Here is a 19,936-nt window from a genome sequence, read left to right on the forward strand (position 1 = left end):
GACCTTATAAGATGCAGTCGAGTCCTGTCCACGTGGCGTCGAAGCGCCTGTGCGATTCGATCGGTGTCGCGAACCCGTCTCGCCGAGAAAGAAGGCGAACTCCACAATGGTCACGATCGCAGACGTCGCCGAAGAGGCGGGCGTCTCCATCTCGACGGTCTCGTATGTCATGAGCGGCAAGCGCACCATCTCAGTTGAGACGCGCCGACGGGTAGAGCGCGCGATCGCCACGCTCGGGTTCAGTCCGCACGCCGGTGCTCGCTCGCTGGCCTCGCGGTCCACCAACGTCATCGGCCTGCAGGTTCCATTGCGCTCCGGTGTCGACGTGCACGTCGTGATGGAGGTCGTCACGGGTGTGGCCGTCAGGGCGAGGGAGCACGGTTACGACATCCTTCTTCTCACGAGCGACGACGTGCACGGCATGGAACGAGCCGCCAAGGGATCGATGGTCGACGCGCTCGTGGTCATGGACATCGAGTCCGACGACCCGCGCATCGGCGTGCTCGCACGCCTCGAACAGCCGAGCGTGCTGATCGGGTTGCCAGAGGGACGCCGCACCATCCCCTGCGTCGACTTCGACTTCGAAGAGGCGGGATGGGTCGCCGTAGACAGGCTCGCCTCACAGGGCCATAACCGCATCGCTCTGATCGGGTCGCCCCCAGAGGTGATGGCACGACACACCTCGTACGCCGACCGCCTGGCCAAGGGATTCCTCGCAGCGTGCGCGGCCTCGGGAATGACGGGGAGCATCCACCCGTGCCCCAGCAGCGCAGGCGCCGCCGAGTTGATCGACGAGATAACCGGCGCCGACCCCGGAATCACCGGATTCCTCGTTCACAACGAGGGAGCGCTGCCGCATGTCTTCGCACGACTGGTCGAGGCGGGGCGTCACTCGCCCATCGCACCCTCGATCGTTGCGCTGTGCCCGGAAGACGTCGCGCGGTCGGTGCCCGGTGCGGTGGACAGCATCGCCATCCCCGCAGAAGCGATGGGCTCGGCAGCCGCTGACGTCATCTGCGAGTTGATCGATGGCCTGACACCGCCGGGGGTGCGGCTCATCGCTCCGAAGCTCACGATCCGTACAGCATCGGTCGGACCTGCTAAAGGAAAGCGCCAAGCCAGAGCATGAACGTCGACCCCACCAGCAAGGTCATGAGTGGCGCTTCAACCTTCGTGTCGTTCATCGTGCTCAACGTGGTGTTCATCGTGACCTGCATTCCGATCGTCACGATCGGCATGGCGACGAGCTCGTTGTTCGAGGTGACCATGCGATATTCGGACGAGGAGGGCGGCCACCTCGTCTCGGACTATTTCCGCGCCCTGGGCGGCAATGCGCTCCGCGGAACGATGGTCTTCGTCTGCTTCGCGCTCCCGATGCTTGCGTTGACCTTCAGCGGTCTTTTCTGGGCCTTCGGCGGTGGAACGTTCGCCATAGCCGCCGCAGTGGTCGCACTAATTGGCGCTCTCTACTTCTTCGCGGCGTTCCTCTACGGCGCAGCGCTCGTCGGGCGCTATGACAACCGGCTGCCCCAGACCCTGAAGAACGCGATGCTCTTGCCAGTGGCCGAGCCCTGGCGGACCTTCGTTCTGATCGTCATACCCGTGACCGCCGCAAGTCTGGCCGCCGCATTCCCGGCATTCGTCATCGTGCTCGCCACCATCGGATTCTCGGTCGGCGCATATTCCACCGCGTTTCTTCTGCGGAACGTTTTCTCCAGGCACTGACCAAGAGGCTCGCGATCATGGACAGACGCAAGAGAATGCCCGGAAGTCGCCTTCCGGGCATTCTCGTCGACGTGCTGTTGAGTTCAGCCGAACTTCTTAGCGACCGCCTTACGGGCGGCGTCCTGCGCCTTCGCGTGCTCCATGTCGGTCTTCAGCACCTTGGCGTACCCGAGACCGTTGACCGTGGCCTGCATGTCCTTCAACAACGATTCGAACTGAGACGTGCTCGTTGACATGGCCATCTTCCACGAGTCGGCCACGATGATCGCCTTGATCTGGTTGCGCAGCGTCTGCGTCTGAGAGTCGTCGGCCGGTGCGTTGTACCCCGAGCCAGGTGCGACGATGATCTTCTTGTTGTCCCTCAGATAGTCCATGGTCGTCTTAGCTCCACCCATGTGCGACGACCAGCTCTTCGTGAGGGGATTGGCGACGAGCTTCTGGTAGCTGGGCCACATCTGGTATGCGAACGAATAACCGGTCGCAGGGTCCTTGTCGACCGCCGTGACGGTGGTCACGTTGAGCGCCGAGACGCCCTTCGTGAAGGTCCCGGTCCCCCAGCTGGAGGGAACCTGCTTGGTCGAGCCTTCGAGGAACGCGTTCTGGCCGAATGCGGTCAGGGCCGGTTCTTTCGACGAATCCATGTCCCAGGTGAGTCCCTTTGGCCCGGCCGCCGAACCCGTCTGACTGCCGTTGGCGTACGCGCCTTCCGGCGAATAGAGCCAGTCGATGAATGCTGCAACGCGTTCCGGATCGCTCGCCTTCGTGCCAATGCCCAGCGAGTAGTTGCTGCTCCCGTAGACCTCGGAGCCATAGGAGAAGATCTTCATGTCCTTCAGCGGAGCGATCTCGAACCCGATGCCCTTCTGCATGTTCTCCGTCGTGTTGTACGCGGGCTGGGCCACCCACGGCCAGAATGCGAACAGCACCTGGCCGGCTTGGTATTTGGCGTACATGGTCGAATAGTTCTGGGTGGGCGAGTCAGGGTCGACCAGGCCCGCCTGACTCGCCTTGCTGAAGAACTTCAACGACCGCACATAGTGCGAGTCGGAGTCGATGATGCTCTCGTAGGAAGATCCGTCGGCTGCCGCGAGAACGAAGCCCACCTCGTCGTAACCGTAATAGCAGGCCGGCTGCTTGGCGTTGTTCATCATGTTGCCGTCCCAGTCCTTGAACAAGGACAAGCCGTAGACGGGCTTGCCGTTCGGGGCCGTCGGCGATGACTTCTGCATCTCCTGGAGGACGGGAATGATGTCTTCGAGGGTGCCGATCTCCGGGAAGCCGGCCTTCTCGTACAAGTCCCAGCGCAGATAGGGGCCGAACGTCGGCTCAGTGCTCTCGGAGGATTGGGTGGGCTTGAGCTTCGACACCGAGGTCGGGAACGCGAAGGTTCCCTTGTTGCCCGCATTGGCCTTCTTGACAGCAGCGTCGTAGCCGCCAATGTTCTTCATGTTCTTGTAGTAGGTCGAAGCGTCGAGGAGCAGCCCGCCCTTGAGCGCCTCGGTGAGGTGCTGGTAAGACCCGAGAACCACCAAGTCGCCGAGATCGCCTGCCGCGGATCGGGTGTTGAAGAGCGTCTCCCCGCCACCCGCGACGTTGGGGGCGATGACGTTCAGCTTCATATTGAACTTGTCTTCGACGAGCTTCGCGAACCAGCCGGTCTGCGTACCTTGAAAGTTGGCAAGGTCGTCGAAGACATCGACCGTGATCTGCTTCTTCCACTTGGATGGGAAGGCCCCGCCAGACCCGCCCTGGGCTGTCGAGCTGCCTTCGATCAGAGAGCACGACGACAACGTCATCGTCGCGATCGCTCCGATTCCCGCCAGTGCCAGGAACTGTCTACGCTTCATTGCTGTATTCCTTTCTCGGTGCGCTTGGCAGTCCGTCAACCCTTGACGGCGCCGAGCATGATGCCCTTCACGAAGAAGCGCTGGAACAGGGGATAGATGAAGATGATGGGCAGCACGACCACGACCGCCACCGTCATCTGAATAGACGTCGGTGTCTGCGATGTCGCGGAGTTCGCGATGGCGCTCAGGCTTCCGCCTGCCGCGTTCTGCGCGGCTGTCGCCAGGCTGTTCGCCTGATTGATGAACATGTAGAGCAGGTACTGCAGCGTGTACAGACTCTGGTCCGTGATGTAGATGAGGGTGTCCTGGAACATGTTCCACTGGGCGACCGCCGAGAAGATCGCGACGGTCGCCAGGATGGGGGTCATGTTGGGCAGGTAGACGCGGAAGAAGACCTGAAGGATGTTCGCGCCGTCCATCTCAGCCGCCTCCTGCATCGATCGGGGCATGGACTCCACGAACGTCTTCACGAGGATGATGTTGAACGGCTGCACGAGGTACGGGATCACGTAGACCCAGAAGTTGTTGGTCAGGCCCAGTCCCTTGATGATCAGGAAAACCGGGATCAGTCCGGCGCTGAAGTACATCGTGATGACCGTGAACCGGTACCAGAAGGTGCGTCCCCACATGCGCTCCTGGGTGAACATGAACCCCAGGAATGCCGACACCAGCACGGTGCCCGCAGTTCCCAGCACAGTGCGCGCGACACTCACCGCCGTCGCGAGAGAGAGCCCCTGCAGCTGGAACACCTGGGCATAGTTCGACAGATGGAACCCGGTCGGGAAGAAGCGCACGTCGCCAAGGGCTGAGAGGTTGTTCGCGCTGACCGAGTTGATGATGAGGTAGTAGAAGGGGTACGCGCAAATCAGAGCCAAGAGGGCGAAGACCACGTAGTTGATGACGCCGAACGTTCTTTCCCCGGCGGTTCTCGGCACTCGGTTGGGGCGTCGTGAGCGGGAGGCACGCACGGGGCTTCGGGTAGCGGGCGTGGCATCCGTTGCCGTAGTCATGGTCGGGAGCTCCTAGATGATCGACGCGCCACGGGCACGCTTGGCGATGAGGTTGACGGTGATGAGAAGGATCACCGAGATGAGGCTCTTCAGCATTCCGATCGCGGTCGCCAGGGACAGATTGTTTCCGGTCAGGCCCACGTTGTAGACGTAGAGGTCCAGCACCTGGATGTGCTGCATGTTGAACGCGTTCTGGAAGACGTAGTACTGGTCCATGCCGTTGTTGAGCAGATTCGCAACGGACAGCATGAGCAAGACGACATAGGTCGGCATGAGCTGCGGGATCGTGATGTACCGCATGAGCTGGAATCGGCCGGCTCCGTCGATCTTCGCCGACTCATAGAGGGCGGGATCGATCCCGGTGATGGCAGCCAGGTAGATGATCGCTCCCCAGCCGAGCCCTTTCCACAGGCTCCAGAGCAGCATCGTGAGCCAGACGTGTTCGCCGGAGTCCAGGAACTTGATCGGGGTCGTGATCAGGCCGGAATCTGTGAGCACGCTGTTCACCAGGCCGGAACTGGAGAACAGCGAGAACGCGATCATGTAGACGAGCACCCAGGAGATGAAGTTCGGCAGGGTCGTCAGCGTCTGAACGATGTTGCGGAACCACGGCGCCTTGACCTCGTTCAGGAACACCGCAAAAACGATGGGAAGGAACGAGGTGAGGATGCCGAGGAAGCTCATGGCCAGCGTGTTCATGAGCACCTGGCCGATTTGCGCCATCTGTGTCGGCGAACTCACCAGCATCTGGAACCACTGCAGACCGACGAAAGGGCTGCCCTTGAGGCCAAGTGCCGGTTGGTAGTCGTAGAGCGAGAAGATCCAGCCGTACAGGGGCAGGTAGGAGAACACGAAGACGAGAACGAGGAACGGCACGATGCAGAGGAACATCGTGATCGACTTCCTGCCTGGCCGCCGGCGCGCCGACGGGCGCGGAGCGTCGCCCTCCGAATGCAGCAAGTTCGATGACGCAGCTTCCTGGAGTACAGCCTGCGACGTCATCGGATCAAGGCCTTTGCCTCCGCGTTGCCCGCTCCCGTGTCACCGGATGCCTGATCGCGTCGCATCTCACTCCCTTGTGTCGACTCGCAGCCGTCTCACGACTCACCAGCCGGCCTTGACGAAGGCGGCGAACGAATCGCGTACAGCCGTTCTTTAATCGAACCGCTTCGACGACCATAGAAGGTCCCGGGGGCATCCGTCAAGACGCATCGCGTGTACTCCGAACTGGGGACACGCTGCCGGCAATCGATCAGCCCGGCCTTTGCCGTGTCAGCTTTGGGCGCGCAGCAAAGATGTGCCGTCGGCCGGGACGTCCCAACGCCAACGCGTTCCCGTGCCTGCCGTAACCTCAGGAGTCGCGGCGACGATCCGCCCAGCACTGTCGAGCACCGTCGGCGTGACGTTCGCGTCGAGTTCGACGACGAGGTCGCCTTGCGGCGAGCGGAGCTCCGCAGAGGTCAGACGCCCGTGCCGCCAGTTCAGGTCCACTCGGTGCCCTCCCCGCGCGCGCAGGCCGCGAACCGAGCCGCTATTCCAGGCATCGGGGAGCGTCGGGAGGAGCGCGATCGCCTCGTCGTGGCTCTGCATCAGAAGCTCCGCGAAGCCTGCAACGGCACCGAGATTCCCGTCGATCTGAAAGAGGGCGCCGCCGGGCCGGCCCGTGTGCGGGTGCAGGTCGAGCAGGGATGGCGAGCTGAGTTCGTGCACGAGTGCATGGATCGAGGAAGCGGCCAGAGGCCTGTCCCCGAGCCTGGCCGCGAGGCACAGCGTCCATGTCTGGCTCCACCCGGTGTAGCCGCTGCCGTTCTCCAGACGATAGGCAAGTGATCGTCGAACCGCCTCGAAGCTTTCGGGGTGCGATGTGCCAGTGATCCGGCTCCCCGGGAAGGCGCCGTAGAGGTGGGAGAAGTGACGGTGTCCAGGCTCCGTGCCTTCGAGTCCCTCCTCCTGCCACTCGCGGAGCCGCCCGTGCGAGTCGATGCCGGGCAATCTGAGCAGCTCGAGGGCTTCCGCCGCTCGTTGCGCCAGCGGATCTGCTTCGCGCCAGCGAGCCGTCAGCCGCACGTACTGGGAAAGGAGCTCGTGCGCGATCTCCTGGTCGATGCTGCTGCCGTGAGTGACCGATGCGACGACGCCTGTCCTATCCCTGAAGCTGTGCTCCGGAGAACTCGAAGGAGAGATCTCGAGCGCTCCGTCTACGCTCACGAGCTGGTCGAGCAGAAAGGCAACCGCTTCGCGGCAGATCGGCAGCGCGACGTCGTGGGCGAACGCATCCGACGGACTGTGGTCGAGTCTGAGGCCGAGATGGGCGCACATCCAGGCGAGCCCGAACTGCCAGTTCGACCACTGCGGGTTTCCGTCCACGGGCGCGGTGAAGCGCCAGATGTCGGTGTTGTGGTGGCAAACAGCGCCGCGTGCACCGTAACGAGCGGATGCGGTGCTGCGGCCGGCGACCGCCAACTCCCGCAGCATGTCGAAAAGCGGCTCGTGCGTTTCGCCGAGATCGACGACTTCCGAGCCCCAGTAGTTCATCGGTGCGTTGATATTCGTTGTGTACTCGCTGCCCCAACCGGGCCGCACATCGTCATTCCATATGCCCTGGAGGTTGGCGGCCTGCGTACCCGGTCGTGAACAGGAGATCAACAGATAGCGGCCGAAATCGAAGTAACGCTGCGCATCAACCGCTGCCTTGTTCCCAGACGGGGTGAGGTCGAGCTGCACGCGATCGAACAACGATCGGTAGTCCGCTTCGTGGCGACTCAGGAGCTTCTCGGTGCTGATGGCGAGCGCCGCCGCCACGCGATGTCGTGCCCGTTCGGTGAGCTCCGCGAGGTCCGCCGACGGGCGCTGGTCCCAGCTCCGGAAGCCGGTTACGACGGTCGCGACGAGCCGACTGCCCGATCCCGTGGCCTCCATCGCGACGGCGAGCGCCCAGCCCATGCCCGCGGAGACGGTGCCATCGGCATCCGGGTCTTCCGTCGAATACAGCACGGGATGCTCGCTTCGCTCGTACTCGGGCACGACATGCGCCGGCGCTCTGCCCATGGCAGTGAGCCACTCGACTCCGCCGACGCTCTCGCGTTGAACCCTCGTACCCTCGTGGGGCGACTCGAACACCGGTGGCTGCACGTCGGTGTGCGAGGTCTCGACCACGAGCACGTCGTCGGGGTGGGAGACGAAAGCCGTCATCCTCTCGCCGCCTGCGAACGTCTCGGCGCGAGCCCGGCCGAGATCGAGCGTGCGCCTATAGCCGCTGGCGTCGTCTGCGCCGCGCCAGCGCCAGTGCAGCCGCCCGACCGGCTGGTAGGACTGCGTCCACCCCGACGACTGAAGCCGCCGCGCCGATGCGTCCGCGGCGGCGTGGTCCCCTCGTGCGATCGCGGCCCTCAGCTCCTCGACTACGTACGAGAGTCCTGAAGCGTCCTCCGCGCCGGTATCTCGACTGGGGCCGCCGGACCAGAGCGTATCCCGATTGAGGTCGAACCACTCTTCGTCGGTCCGTCCGTACACCGCTGCTCCCAGCGAGCCGTTGCCCAACAGGAAGGTCTCGTGGAACAGCGCTGCCGGTCGGCCGAGGGACACCCGAGAAGGGTCGCCGTGTGTGCGGGTCATCGCTCTCTCAGGCTCAATAGCTGCGCAGCTCCGGCGTCGACGGCTCTCATCGTGCTCGAGCGGGTGCAAGCGCTCCGGCGCCACGCCACGCCCGAAGCGCCTCACGTACGTCGTCTCTCCTTTCCTTCGCGACTGCATCGGCATACGCACGGTCCAGGATGTCGGCCAGTTGCACCGCTCGCTCTTCGGCCGCCGATTGCACGGCGGCCTCCACCATGGCCAGGCTGTAGACGTTCGAGTGCACGTCGCCAGAGGGAACCGTGCCTGTGCGAAGCGCGTGCACGAACTCGTCGAGCGCGCCCGCGATCTCCGACCTGCCACCCTCCACGGCGGGCCTCTCCGCAGTCGCGCCATCGGCGAGTTCGAGCTCGGGGCGGCCCTCACCGTCCCATGCGGCACTACCGAGGGCTCCGCTGACGCGCCACCTGCCGTTCCACGACGTCTCGAGTCCAGGGCTGCACCAGCTGCCGGTGTACGAGAACCGCGTTCCGCCTTCGAAGACGAAGGTCGCCGTCGCCGCGGCATCCCCTCGATACCAGCTCCAGCTCGGGTTGAACGTGCGGCAGTCCACCGACACCGGGTCGGCGTCGAGCAGGTATCTGGCCACGTCGAACGAGTGGATGGCCATGTCAACGAGCAGCGGATGATCCATCTCGTCGCGGAAACCGCCGAAATGCGGCGCCTTGAAGAACTCCGTCGTGAGGATGCCGACCTCGCCCAGCGAGGGCAGCAACGCCTTCAACTCGGTGAGCGCCGGGTAGTACCTGCGGGACTGGCTTGTCATGAGCAGCTGCCCGGACAGCTCCTCGGCGGCGATCAGCGACAGCGTCTCGGCGACGGTCGGAGCGATGGGCTTCTCGCAGAGCACGGGCAGACCGAGGAACAGCGCCTCCGTATTCACGGCGTGGTGCGCTGGCGGCACCGTGACATCGATCACGGCCTGCGCGCCGGTCTGCTTCACGACCGCGCTGAGCGAGTCCGTCGCGACGGCATCCACTCCGCGTGCCGCGAGCGCCTGCCTGGCGAGTTCGACGTCGAGGTCGACGAGCCCGACGAGCTGCACCTGAGGCGTCTCGGTGATGACCTGCAGCCAGTGCCGTCCCATGGCACCTGCGCCGACGAGCACGACCTTGATGGGGGCATCCCCTTCGACGGTTGCGAAGCCGCTCATTCCTCGTCGTCCCGGTTGTGCAGCGCGCCCTCGTAGCCCCGACCGTTGAAGAAGTCTCCCGTCTCGTACCTCAGCAGAGTCGGCAACTGCCGGCTCGGCCGGTCGGATGCCGCCCAGGCGACCCCGTTCGCGATGACGCGGCGTACATCCTTGTGGTGGTACACCGGGAAGTCCTGGTCTCCTGGGCTGAAGTAGAAGATCTTGCCGTTGCCGCGACGGTAGGTGATTCCGCTGCGGAACACCTCTCCCCCGGTGAACGAGCTGATGAACACGATCTCGTCTGGGCGCGGCACGTCGAACTGCTCGCCGTACATCTCCTGCTGAGGGATTTCGATGGGATGCGGCACACCCTGTGCGATGGGATGCGTCGGGTCGACCGTCCAGACCAGCTCGCGGTCGTTCTCGCTGCGCCACCGCAGCGTGCACGTCGTTCCCATCAGCTTCTGGAAGATCTTCGACCAGTGCCCAGAGTGCAGCACCACGATGCCCATGCCCTCCAGAACGTGGCGGTGCACGCGCTCTACGACCTCGTCCGACACCTCGCCGTGCGCCGCGTGGCCCCACCAGGTCAGGACGTCGGTCTGGGCGAGCCGCTCCTCCGTCAGACCGTGCTCCGGGTCGTCGAGCAACGCCGTCGTGACCGACACCCGGTCTCCGAGGTTCTCCTCGATGCCGGCCTTGATGGCGTTGTGCATGCCGTCTGGGTAGAGCTCGGCCACATGAGGCTCGAGCTTCTCGTGCCGGTTCTCTCCCCAGACGACGACGCGCAAGGGCCGGTCGGCGGTGGTGTTCACGTACTTCTCCTTCGTGTTGTGCATGACGACGCGGCGGGCCGCGTCACTTGATGGCGCCGCCAAGAGCCCCGGCCGCGATGTACCTCTGGGCCAGGATGAGCAGAACGCCCGCGGGCACCGATGCGATGACGGCCGTGGCCATCACCGGACCCCACTCCGAGACGTTGGCGCCGATGTAGTTGTAGATGCCGAGCGTGATGGGCCGAACGGCAGGGGTGCTCGTCAGCGTCAGCGCGAACAGGAAGTCGCCCCACGCGCCGAGGAACGTGAAGAGCGCGGCGGTGATGATCGCGTTCTTGCTGATCGGAATGACGATCGAGATGAACGCTCTGAAGTTGTTCGCGCCATCGACCAGAGCAGCCTCGACGAGGCTCGTCGGAATGGATGCCATGAAGGCACGCATGAGGATGATCGCGAACGGGATCTGCGCGGCGCTGTCCGCGAGGATCAGCCCGAGGTACGAGTTCAGCAGACCCCAGTTGTTGAACAGCGTGTAGAGCGCGTTCGCGATGACGATCGTGGGGATCATCTGGGTGATGAGCAGCACGAAGACGAACGCCGTCATGCCCTTCATCTTGAAGCGCGCGAGACCGTACGCTGCTGGCGTCGCGATGACGAGCGTCAGCAGCACGGCGCTGATCGAGATGATCAGGCTCGTCGCGAGGTTCGCACCCTGCTGCTGGAACGCGGCCTGGTATCCGGCGAAGGTGGGGTGGATCGGGAACCAGTCGGTGTTCGCGGCGCCGGAGTTGCCCTGCAGGCTGCTGTTGATCATCCAGTAGACGGGGAACACCATGATCGCGAGGAAGATGATGCCGAGCACCGTCATCGGCCATTTCGTGACGTGCTTGCGCCGCTCGACGTGCGAGCTGGTCGGAAGCACGAGCGCGCGAGTCGCGGTCATTCGTCGACCCCCTTCCGGTTCATGTACAGATAGACGATCGCGAACAGCAGCGAGATCACGATCAGCACATTGCTGATGGCCGCGCCCTGACCGAACGCGAACTGCACGAACGAGTTCTGGTAGGCCCAGGTGGCGAGGGTCTGCGTGGAGTTCGCAGGACCTCCTCCCGTCAACCCCAGGATGATGTCGACCACCTTGAGCGTGTAGACGACGCCGAGCACGATGACCACGCTCACCACGGAGCGGATGCTCGGCCAGGTGATGTGCCAGAACGCGCGCCATCCGACTGCGCCGTCGAGCGCCGCGGCCTCGTACAGCTCCTCGGGCACGCCCTGGAGACCCGTGTAGAGGATGGTCGTGTTGAACGGGATGCCCAGCCACACATTGACCCCGATCACCGCGACCAGCGCGAGGTTCGGGCTCACGAGCCACGGCACTGCGTGCACCCCGAAGATGCCGAGGAACTGGTTGAGTGCACCGCTGCCCTGATCGAGGATCCACTTCCACACGGCGGCCGACGCGATGAGCGGGAGCAGCCACGGCAGCAGCAGAAGCGACCGCAGGAATCCGCTGAGCGGGAAATGCCGCTTGAAGAACAGCGCGAGACCGAGGCCGATCCCGAACTGCAGAACGATCGAACCGATCGTGAACAGCGCGGTGTTGATGACGGTCGTCGCGAAGATCGGGTTGCTGAAGACGTTCGCGTAGTTCGCGATCCCCACCCACGGCGCGACGCCGGTGTAGAAGGTGGTCGTCGTGTAGTTCTGGAACGACATCACCACGTTCTGCACGATGGGATAGCCGAAGAAGACCAGCACGAACAGGATCGCAGGTGCCACGAACAGCCACCTGGTGAGGTAGCGCATCACGCGAGGCCTTCGCCCTGGAGTCTTCGCTCGCTGTGCCGCGGCTGCCGACCTGCGATCGATGCGGGCATCCACTGAGGTCATATCACGCTCCTTTGCGGGATCGGATGCCGGGCGGGCGGCACACGCCACCCGCCCGGATCGGGCCTACTTGTTCTGCGCCTGCGCCTGCTGGAGCGCGTCCTGCGGGCTCGCCTTGCCGGTCAGCGCCAGCTGCACGGCGGTGTAGATGGCCGTCGCCGCCTTGGGCCACTTCGGGCCGAGCTCCGCCGTGCGCGCCCTGGCGGTCTTCACCGTCTGAACGAACGCCTCGACCTGCGGGTGCGACTTCGCCCACTGCGCGGCGGACGCCTCGTCGGCCGGCACGTTGCCGGAGATCTTCGCGATCTTCAGCTGGGTTGCGGGCTTGTTGATGCACGCCACGAACTTGCCGGCGAGACCCATCTTGGTCTTGTCACCGGTGTTCGGAACGTTGTACGTCTCACCACCGAGCGGCGACGCGACCTTCTGGGAGGTGGTGCGGGTGGGGATCGGCACGCTCGCGAAGTTCAGCCCCTTCGTGGCGTTGAGCACCGGCAGCTGCCACGGGCCGTTGATCATCATGGCCGCCTTGCCTGCGACGAACTGGTTGTTGACGTCCTGCTGGCTCCAGTTCACGGAGCTCTTCGACATGGATCCGTCGTTCTGGAGGTCGACGTCGAACTGCAGCGCCTGCGCGGCAGAAGCGGTGTTGATGTTCTTCTCATCGCCTCCGTTGGTCCAGAAGAACGGCAGGAACTGCCAGGTTCCCTCGTAGGTGTTGATGTTGCTCATGGCGAAGCCGTACTGACCCTTGCTGGCATCGGTGAGCTTGAGCGCGGCGGCCTTCAGCTCGTCCCAGGTCTTCGGAGGCGTGACGCCTGCGGCCTTGAGCATGTCCACGTTGTAGTACAGCGCGATCGAGTTGATCACGGGAGCCAGGCCGTAGACCTGACCGTTGTACGTGCCGGCCTTCACCACCGAGGGAACGTCACCGCTCGGCGCGCTCACGCCGTAGTTCTTCAGCGGCGTCAGCGCTCCGGTGGCCGCAATCTGCTGCACGTCCGGGTTGTCGAGCATGAGCACGTCTGGCAGCGTCTTCGAGGATGCCTGCTGCAGCACCTTCTGAATCAGGGATGCCCCTGCGATGTGCACCGGGTTCACCTTGACGCCGATCGAGGTTCCGCACTCCTTGTAGATGGAGTTGTACCCGCTCATGCTTGGGTTGGCAGAGTAGTAGTCCTCGACGGTCAACGTCTGCCCGCTGCCCGTGCTCGAGCCGGTCGAGCCTGATGAACAGGCCGCCAGCGATAGTGACACGGCGGCCGCACCTGCGATCGCCGCGATGACGCGTGACTTCTTCACGAATGAGCTCCTTTGCTTCTCTTGAGAAGGTTTCCGCCATCTGGAGACAGCGAGGTCAAGCGCTTGACCGTTCGTTCGGAAAACTCCCTCGTGCGACCTCTCCCTGGCGGGGGAAGAGCGCGGGGGATGCTGCGTCGGTGGGCTGCGCCGAACGTGCGGAAAGTGCTTGACAGGCATTCTGCGCATCCATCGCCCATCAAGTCAAGCGCTTTACTAAATCGTGACGGATCGGTGCGATACTTGCCCCGCGAGCACGAGCACGGATGCCGGCGGCGCGAATGGAGGTTGGCCATGGTCACGATGCAGGAGGTCGCCGACCGTGCGAAAGTGTCCATCTCCACCGTCTCGTTCGTGGTGAACGACACCAAGCCGGTGACGGCCGAAACGCGCGAACGCGTGCTGCGAGCCATCGAGGAGCTCGGTTACCGGCGCAACTCCATGGCCAGGGCTCTCGCGAGCCGCAAGTCGAGGGTCATCGCGCTCATCTACCCGCTGCTCGACCACAGGCACCACCATTCGTTCGTGGATGCCGCGGCGACCGCCGCCGAGGAACGCGGCTACAGCCTGGTGCTGTGGCCGATCCACAGCGACAACGTCTCGGCCGAGATCGCCTCGCTCATCCAGGCCGGATTCGCAGACGGCGTCATCCTGATGGAAGTCCAGATGGACGACGAGCGCGTGATGCACCTGCAGCAGGCGGGGGCTCCGTTCGCGCTCATCGGACGCACGCGCGAACTGGACGGGATCGACTACGTCGACATCGACTTCGAGCGCACCATCGAGCAGGCCGTCGACGACCTGGCAGCCCTCGGACACCGCGACTTCAGCCTCGTCATCGAAGACCTTTCCGACACGCCGCTCGCCGGCTACGGCCCACCGATCCGGACCGAGCAGGCATTCAACGAGGCAATCGCTGCGCACGGAGCCCGTGGCACCGTGCTGAGGGTGGGGCACGACTCCGCATCAGTGCTCGGGCTGACGGACGAACTCGCGAGACGGTCACCCGACTCGACCGCGGTCATCGCCATGCATGACGAGGCGGCCCTGGTTCTCGTGAACACCCTGCAGCGACGCGGGGTGCGCATCCCCGACGATATCTCCGTCGTCGGCGTGGCGACCTCCACGGCGACAGGCGACCTGTTCTCGCCGCCGCTCACCACCTATGAAGCGCCAGGCAGTCCTCTCGGCTGGCTCGCCGCGGAGGCATTGATCGCGCGGCTGGAGGGTTACGCCGACAAGCCAGTGCAGCGACGCATCGCCTGCTCGCTTCACGACGGCGGCTCCGTCGATGTCGCGGCCCCGGGACGCGCTCCCCTGACCGAGCTCCTCGGCCTCGAGTCCGTCACGCAAACCTGACCTGCCGCTAGGCGAACCAGCCGGAGTCTGATATGTTTGGCTCCGCAACAAATACTCATCAACGACGCTGAAGGACTTTTCCCATGGCAGTCACGCCCACCCGCGAAGACAAGTTCTCGTTCGGTCTCTGGACCATCGGCTACAACGGCACCGACCCGTTCGGCGGTCCCACGCGGCCCCAGCTCGACGTGGTCGAAGCGGTCGAGAAGCTGAGCGAGCTCGGCGCATACGGCCTCACGTTCCACGACGACGACCTGTTCGCCTTCGGTTCGACGGATGCCGAGCGCCAGAAGCAGATCGACCGCCTCAAGCAGGCACTGAACGACACCGGGCTCATCATCCCGATGGTGACCACCAACCTCTTCAGCGCCCCCGTCTTCAAGGACGGCGGCTTCACCTCGAACGACCGCGGCGTTCGGCGCTTCGCGCTGCGCAAGGCGCTGCGCCAGCTCGAGCTCGGAGTCGAGCTCGGTGCGAAGACATTCGTGATGTGGGGTGGACGCGAGGGTGCCGAGTACGACTCGGCCAAGGACGTCCGTTCCGCGCTCGAGCGCTATCGCGAGGCTGTGAACCTGCTGTCGGACTACGTGCTCGACAAGGGTTACGACATCCGCTTCGCGATCGAGCCCAAGCCGAACGAGCCGCGCGGCGACATCCTGCTGCCGACGCTCGGTCACGCGCTCGCGTTCATCGACTCGCTCGAGCACCCGGAGCTCGTGGGTCTCAACCCCGAGGTGGGCCACGAGCAGATGGCCGGCCTCAACTTCGCCGCTGGCATCGCTCAGGCGCTGTACCACGGCAAGCTGTTCCACATCGACCTGAACGGTCAGCGCGGCATCAAGTACGACCAGGACCTGGTGTTCGGTCACGGCGACCTGCACAACGCGTTCGCGCTCGTCGACCTGCTGGAGAACGGCGGGATCGCCGGCGTGCCCGCCTACGACGGCCCGCGTCACTTCGACTACAAGCCGTCGCGCACCGAGGACATCAACGGTGTGTGGGATTCCGCTGCCGCCAACATGCGCACGTACCTGCTGCTCAAGGAGCGGGCCGCCGCATTCCGTGCGGACCCCGAGGTGCAGGAGGCGCTCGAGGCGGCCCGCGTCGCGGAGCTCGCGCAGCCAACGCTCAACGAGGGCGAGGGCTACGAGCAGCTGCTCGCCGACCGCAGCGCGTTCGAGGACTTCGACACGGACTCGTACTTCGGCGGCAAGGGCTACGGTTTCGTTCGCCTGCAGCAGCTGGCCACCGAGCACCTGCTCGGCGCCCGCTGACCCGAGGCCGCGCGTCAGCGCAAGCCACAGGCACAATCGGCCTTCGCCCGCGTGCCGTCATTTCGGCCGTCATGCTCCGGCGTGACGACGGTAAGTGACGGCACGCGGTCGGCCCCCAGCACAGAGGAAGAGGGATGACATGACCCTGATCGCCGGCGTCGACTCGTCGACGCAGAGTTGCAAGGTCGTCATCCGCGACCTCGAGACGGGCGCGCTCGTGCGCTCCGGCCGCGCGACGCATCCGGACGGCACAGAGGTCGACCCGGCCGAGTGGTGGTCGGCGCTGGGCAGGGCCATCGCCGACGCGCGCGGCCTCGACGACGTCGCGGCGGTCTCGATCGCGGGTCAGCAGCACGGCATGGTCGTGCTGGATGCCGATGGGCGCGTCATCCGTCCGGCGCTGCTCTGGAACGACACGCGAAGCGCAGCGGCTGCCGCGGCGCTAACCGAGGAGGTCGGTGCGGGCGAATACGCCATGCGCGCCGGCTCCGTGCCTGTCGCGTCGTTCACGGCCACCAAGCTGCGCTGGCTGCGGGATGCCGAGCCGGAGAACGCTGCGCGCGTCGCGGCCGTGGCTCTGCCGCACGATTGGCTGACCTGGCGCCTGCTCGGGTACGGCCCGGCTGACGAGTCCCCGCTCGGTCCTCAGCTGGATGCCATGGTGACCGACAGATCGGATGCCTCCGGCACGGCATATTGGTCGCCCGCCGCAGAGGACTACGACCTCGGGCTGTTCGAGCTGGCACTCGGGCGTGCAGCGCGGGTCGCCGGGAACGGCGATGCGGCATCCGGCGCCGTCGTGCTCCCGCGCGTGCTCGGGGCAGCAGGCGCAGCGGGCACCACCGTGGCCCAGAGCGGCACCGTCACGGTTCCCGGCGGCGTGCTCGTCGGACCGGGAGCCGGTGACAACGCAGGGGCCGCGCTCGGGCTGGGTGCGGCATCCGGAGACGTCATCGTCTCACTGGGCACGAGCGGCACTGTGTTCGCCGTGACCGACACCTCTGTGCCCGATCCGACTGGCTCGGTCGCGGGCTTCGCGGATGCCACCGGCCGCTTCCTGCCGCTCGTCGCCACCCTGAACGCAGCGCGCGTGCTCGGCACGGTGGCTGATCTGCTCGACGTGGACTTCGACGAGTTCGCCGAGCTGGCGCTGCGCGCGCCCGCAGGCTCGGAGGGCGTCGTGCTCGTGCCGTATTTCGAGGGCGAGCGCACACCGAATCTTCCCGACGCACGTGCGAGCGTGCACGGGCTGTCCATCGCGTCGAGCCGCCGGGAGAACCTGGCGCGGGCGGCGGTCGAGGGCATGCTCGGCGGCCTGGCGGCCGGACTCGACGCCGTGCGCGCCGTCGGGGTGCGCGAGCAGCGGCTTCTGCTGATCGGCGGCGCCTCGCTCAACCCGGCGGTGCAGGCGGTGGCCGCGCAGGTCTTCGACGCGCCGGTCGTCGTGCCTGCCCCCGGAGAGTACGTGGCGAACGGCGCAGCGGCGCAGGCAGCGTGGGCGCTCACCGGAACGCGTCCCGAGTGGACGCTCGAGGTCGTGGCAGAGCCCGAGCAGGACTTCCGGCCGGTCATCCGCCAGCAGTACGACCGGTACGCGCGCATCGCGGCGCTCTAGTTCCTCGAAGGCATTTGCCGATCGCCAGAGAGGTGTGCGAGCATCTGGGTGATCGTGACACGACACAGGAGGTGAGACCCATGAACGCAGTATCCGAATGGGTGCTCCCCCGCAGTCCACGATCGCGCGACTGAGGTAGTCGTCACGGGGAGCGCCGGAAACGCGATCGCGAAAGGCGACTCCCATGAACACAACACCTTCTTCCGCCGAACAGCCCGATTCGGCAACGTCACCCAATCCGCACGAGCGAGCACTCGTCATCGCAGGCGGCGGGGCGGCGGGCAACGCCTGGGCGCTCGGCCTCATCGCCGGTCTCGCCGACGAGGGGATCGACGTGACCGACGCCGACCTCATCGTCGGAACGTCATCCGGATCGACGGTTGCCGCCCAGATCACCAGCGGTGCGCATCCTGCAGACCTGTACGCGAGCATCCTCGCCGAGGCTCCCCGCCCGCCGCAGGCTGGCGCAGCACAGTCTGCAAGGGGACGCGGCCCCGCTCTCTCCGGACCGAGCTATCTCGAGTGGTCGAACGCCATCATCGGCTCCGCCGCGGATGCCTCGGACATGCGGCGCAGGATGGGCGCCGCGGCGCTCGCGAAGGATGCCTCGGACGGCGCCGACGCGGCGCGGTGGCGCAACGTGGTCGCCGCGCGGCTTACGAGCAACGAGTGGCCGGACCGCAGGGTGCTCATCCCGGCAGTCGACGCTGCCACAGGGGAACCGGTGGTGTTCGACCGGCACAGCGGCGTCGAACTGGTGGACGCCGTCGCTGCAAGCACCTCGGCGTTGACCCCGTACCCCATCGGCGAGCACAGGTACCTCAACGGCGGGTACCGACGCAGCGAGAACGCCGATCTGGCGGCCGGTTACGCCCGCGTGCTCGTGCTCTCGCCGTTCGGCGGCAGGTCGCGCATGCCGCGCGAGTGGGGCATGGATCTGGCCACCCAGGTCGACGAGCTGCGCGCGGCCGGAAGCGTGGTCGAGACGGTCTTTCCGGATGCCGGCGCCGGCGACGTCTTCGATGCCAACGCCTTGGACCCGTCGACTCGGCTTCAGGCCGCTCGCGGAGGTCACGACCAGGGCCGCGCGCTCGCGGTGCGGCTTGCGGGATTCTGGGGCGAGCATCCGGAGCTCGGCACGCGGTGAAGTCGGGGCCGGGCCGGCCTTCGGCTGACGTTCAGCCCTGGACGCGGCCCGGTCTCGAGCCACTCCCTAGGGGGCGGGTGAGGATCCCGCGCTGAGGGCAAGCCGGCGGCCGGCCTCGCGAAGCCAGCGCGCGGGATCCTCGATCGCACGATCGACCGAGCCGGCCAGGTCGGTCAGGGAGACGACGTCGGCCATCCCCTGCGGCTCGGCCGCCACCGCGCCTGCCACCAGCGCGACGGGCACGTCGACCGCTCGCGCGCGGCCGGCCACGACGGCGGGAGCCTTGCCGGAGTCGGTCTGCGCGTCGTAGCGCCCCTCACCGACGATCACGAGGTTCGCTCGAGCCAGAGCGGCGTCGAGTCCGACCGCGTCGGCGATGGCCGTCGCCCCGGAGGTGAGCCGCGCACCCCAGGCGAGAAGGCCGAAACCGGTGCCTCCCGCCGCGCCCGCACCCGGCGCTGCCGGATCGATCCCGGTCTCGGCGGCGACGAGTGCCGACCACGAGGCGAGGCCCGCGTCGAGGGCGAAGCGCTGGGCGGCGTCCGCTCCCTTCTGCTCCCCGAAGACGTGTGCGGCGCCGGCCGGCCCGAGCAGCGGGTTCGTCACATCGCTGAGCACGAGCGCACCGCCGCTCGGCAGCCCGCGCACTTCGGAAAGGTCGACGGATGCCACCTCGCTGAGCGTGGCGCCGCCCAGCGCGACGGGTCTGCCTACCGCGTCGAGCATCCGCGCGCCGAGAGCGACCAGCGCCCCTGTGCCGCCGTCGGTCGACGCGCTCCCTCCGATGCCAAGCAGCAGGCGGGAGAGGCCGTGATCGAGCGCGTCGGCGATGGCCTGCCCGAAGCCGAGCGTGTGCGCGCCGAGCGGATCCAGCCGCTCGAGCAGCGTGAGCCCGCTCGTCTCTGCCAGCTCGACGACACCCGTTCCGCCCGGCAGACCATTGGTAGGTGGCAGCAGCATCCAGGATGCCTTCACGCGGCCGCCGTTCGGCCCCGTCACCTCGACGGGCATGCGCTTCGCGCCTGGCACCGCGAGTTCGAATGCGTCGAGCGTGCCCTCTCCCCCGTCGGCCATCGGGAGCTCGACCAGCTCATCGTCGGGGTGTACCGATCGCCATCCAGCGGCGAGCGCTTCTGCCACCTGAACGGCCGTTGCGGACCCCTTGAAGGAGTCGGGGGCGATCACGATGCGCATGCGTTCACTCTTCCGCATCTTTCGTGGTGGACGCC

General features: G+C 65.9%; 16 protein-coding genes. 6 read left to right on the forward strand and 10 right to left on the reverse strand.

All coding sequences use genetic code 11. The features are described from left to right. Positions 1-106 precede the first annotated feature (106 nt). Positions 107-1,129, forward strand: coding sequence for a LacI family DNA-binding transcriptional regulator (locus ACO2Q7_RS12835; protein WP_423356095.1), 1,023 nt, complete (start codon positions 107-109; stop codon positions 1,127-1,129). Beyond that, positions 1,126-1,725, forward strand: a complete 600-nt coding sequence (locus ACO2Q7_RS12840) for a DUF624 domain-containing protein (protein WP_423356096.1) — start codon at positions 1,126-1,128, stop codon at positions 1,723-1,725. The genes ACO2Q7_RS12835 and ACO2Q7_RS12840 overlap by 4 nt, the downstream gene beginning before the upstream one ends. Before the next feature lie 83 nt (positions 1,726-1,808). Here the strand turns inward: ACO2Q7_RS12840 and ACO2Q7_RS12845 are convergent, their stop codons facing one another. The 9 genes from ACO2Q7_RS12845 to ACO2Q7_RS12885 all read right to left on the reverse strand — a co-directional run bounded on the left by ACO2Q7_RS12845 (position 1,809) and on the right by ACO2Q7_RS12885 (position 13,315). Next, entirely contained in the window at positions 1,809-3,572 is a 1,764-nt protein-coding gene (locus ACO2Q7_RS12845) for an ABC transporter substrate-binding protein (RefSeq protein ID WP_423356097.1), read from the reverse strand. Positions 3,573-3,607: 35 nt separating this feature from the next. Further along, positions 3,608-4,582, reverse strand: a complete 975-nt coding sequence (locus tag ACO2Q7_RS12850; RefSeq protein WP_423356098.1) for a carbohydrate ABC transporter permease — start codon at positions 4,580-4,582, stop codon at positions 3,608-3,610. Between the two features lie 12 nt (positions 4,583-4,594). Beyond that, positions 4,595-5,473, reverse strand: a complete 879-nt coding sequence (locus ACO2Q7_RS12855; RefSeq protein ID WP_423356099.1) for an ABC transporter permease — start codon at positions 5,471-5,473, stop codon at positions 4,595-4,597. Between the two features lie 381 nt (positions 5,474-5,854). After that, entirely contained in the window at positions 5,855-8,197 is a 2,343-nt protein-coding gene (locus ACO2Q7_RS12860; protein WP_423356100.1) for a glycosyl hydrolase family 95 catalytic domain-containing protein, read from the reverse strand. Positions 8,198-8,243: 46 nt separating this feature from the next. Then, positions 8,244-9,368 (reverse strand): Gfo/Idh/MocA family protein, encoded by a 1,125-nt coding sequence (locus tag ACO2Q7_RS12865; RefSeq protein WP_423356101.1) that lies wholly within the window; start codon positions 9,366-9,368, stop codon positions 8,244-8,246. Continuing rightward, on the reverse strand, positions 9,365-10,162 hold the full coding sequence (locus ACO2Q7_RS12870; RefSeq protein ID WP_423356102.1) for a ThuA domain-containing protein: 798 nt from the start codon (positions 10,160-10,162) through the stop codon (positions 9,365-9,367). The genes ACO2Q7_RS12865 and ACO2Q7_RS12870 overlap by 4 nt, the downstream gene beginning before the upstream one ends. Before the next feature lie 43 nt (positions 10,163-10,205). After that, a complete protein-coding gene (locus ACO2Q7_RS12875) occupies positions 10,206-11,066 on the reverse strand; it encodes a carbohydrate ABC transporter permease (RefSeq protein WP_423356103.1) in 861 nt (286 codons plus the stop codon). Then, positions 11,063-12,016 (reverse strand): carbohydrate ABC transporter permease, encoded by a 954-nt coding sequence (locus tag ACO2Q7_RS12880; protein ID WP_423356104.1) that lies wholly within the window; start codon positions 12,014-12,016, stop codon positions 11,063-11,065. Before ACO2Q7_RS12880 ends, ACO2Q7_RS12875 begins: the two co-directional genes overlap by 4 nt. A 63-nt stretch (positions 12,017-12,079) precedes the next feature. Beyond that, positions 12,080-13,315 carry a sugar ABC transporter substrate-binding protein gene (locus ACO2Q7_RS12885; protein ID WP_423356105.1) on the reverse strand — a complete coding sequence of 412 codons (1,236 nt, stop codon included), beginning with the start codon at positions 13,313-13,315 and terminating at the stop codon, positions 12,080-12,082. 291 nt (positions 13,316-13,606) lie between these two features. Here ACO2Q7_RS12885 and ACO2Q7_RS12890 point away from each other — a divergent pair, with 291 nt between their 5' ends. The 4 genes from ACO2Q7_RS12890 to ACO2Q7_RS12905 all read left to right on the forward strand — a co-directional run bounded on the left by ACO2Q7_RS12890 (position 13,607) and on the right by ACO2Q7_RS12905 (position 18,707). Continuing rightward, on the forward strand, positions 13,607-14,671 hold the full coding sequence (locus ACO2Q7_RS12890) for a LacI family DNA-binding transcriptional regulator (protein WP_423356106.1): 1,065 nt from the start codon (positions 13,607-13,609) through the stop codon (positions 14,669-14,671). Between the two features lie 83 nt (positions 14,672-14,754). Then, entirely contained in the window at positions 14,755-15,945 is a 1,191-nt protein-coding gene (xylA, locus tag ACO2Q7_RS12895) for a xylose isomerase (RefSeq protein WP_423356107.1), read from the forward strand. 139 nt (positions 15,946-16,084) lie between these two features. Next, on the forward strand, positions 16,085-17,560 hold the full coding sequence (gene xylB / locus ACO2Q7_RS12900) for a xylulokinase (RefSeq protein WP_423356108.1): 1,476 nt from the start codon (positions 16,085-16,087) through the stop codon (positions 17,558-17,560). Positions 17,561-17,744: 184 nt separating this feature from the next. After that, positions 17,745-18,707, forward strand: coding sequence for a patatin-like phospholipase family protein (locus ACO2Q7_RS12905; RefSeq protein ID WP_423356109.1), 963 nt, complete (start codon positions 17,745-17,747; stop codon positions 18,705-18,707). Between the two features lie 66 nt (positions 18,708-18,773). On the opposite strand, the gene ACO2Q7_RS12910 is transcribed toward ACO2Q7_RS12905, so the two are convergent. After that, on the reverse strand, positions 18,774-19,901 hold the full coding sequence (locus ACO2Q7_RS12910; RefSeq protein WP_423356110.1) for a glycerate kinase: 1,128 nt from the start codon (positions 19,899-19,901) through the stop codon (positions 18,774-18,776). Positions 19,902-19,936: the final 35 nt, after the last annotated feature.

The sequence above is a fragment of the Rathayibacter sp. KR2-224 genome (genome assembly GCF_049446075.1).
Classification (GTDB): domain Bacteria; phylum Actinomycetota; class Actinomycetes; order Actinomycetales; family Microbacteriaceae; genus Humibacter.

Coding starts and splice junctions, on each gene's coding strand:
- ACO2Q7_RS12835 (WP_423356095.1), top strand. CDS start 107: ATGGTCACGATCGCAGACGTCGCCGAAGAGGCGGGCGTCTCCATCTCG.
- ACO2Q7_RS12840 (WP_423356096.1), top strand. CDS start 1,126: ATGAACGTCGACCCCACCAGCAAGGTCATGAGTGGCGCTTCAACCTTC.
- ACO2Q7_RS12845 (WP_423356097.1), bottom strand. CDS start 3,572: ATGAAGCGTAGACAGTTCCTGGCACTGGCGGGAATCGGAGCGATCGCG.
- ACO2Q7_RS12850 (WP_423356098.1), bottom strand. CDS start 4,582: ATGACTACGGCAACGGATGCCACGCCCGCTACCCGAAGCCCCGTGCGT.
- ACO2Q7_RS12855 (WP_423356099.1), bottom strand. CDS start 5,473: ATGTTCCTCTGCATCGTGCCGTTCCTCGTTCTCGTCTTCGTGTTCTCC.
- ACO2Q7_RS12860 (WP_423356100.1), bottom strand. CDS start 8,197: ATGACCCGCACACACGGCGACCCTTCTCGGGTGTCCCTCGGCCGACCG.
- ACO2Q7_RS12865 (WP_423356101.1), bottom strand. CDS start 9,368: ATGAGCGGCTTCGCAACCGTCGAAGGGGATGCCCCCATCAAGGTCGTG.
- ACO2Q7_RS12875 (WP_423356103.1), bottom strand. CDS start 11,066: ATGACCGCGACTCGCGCGCTCGTGCTTCCGACCAGCTCGCACGTCGAG.
- ACO2Q7_RS12880 (WP_423356104.1), bottom strand. CDS start 12,016: ATGACCTCAGTGGATGCCCGCATCGATCGCAGGTCGGCAGCCGCGGCA.
- ACO2Q7_RS12890 (WP_423356106.1), top strand. CDS start 13,607: ATGGTCACGATGCAGGAGGTCGCCGACCGTGCGAAAGTGTCCATCTCC.
- xylA (WP_423356107.1), top strand. CDS start 14,755: ATGGCAGTCACGCCCACCCGCGAAGACAAGTTCTCGTTCGGTCTCTGG.
- xylB (WP_423356108.1), top strand. CDS start 16,085: ATGACCCTGATCGCCGGCGTCGACTCGTCGACGCAGAGTTGCAAGGTC.
- ACO2Q7_RS12905 (WP_423356109.1), top strand. CDS start 17,745: ATGAACACAACACCTTCTTCCGCCGAACAGCCCGATTCGGCAACGTCA.
- ACO2Q7_RS12910 (WP_423356110.1), bottom strand. CDS start 19,901: ATGCGCATCGTGATCGCCCCCGACTCCTTCAAGGGGTCCGCAACGGCC.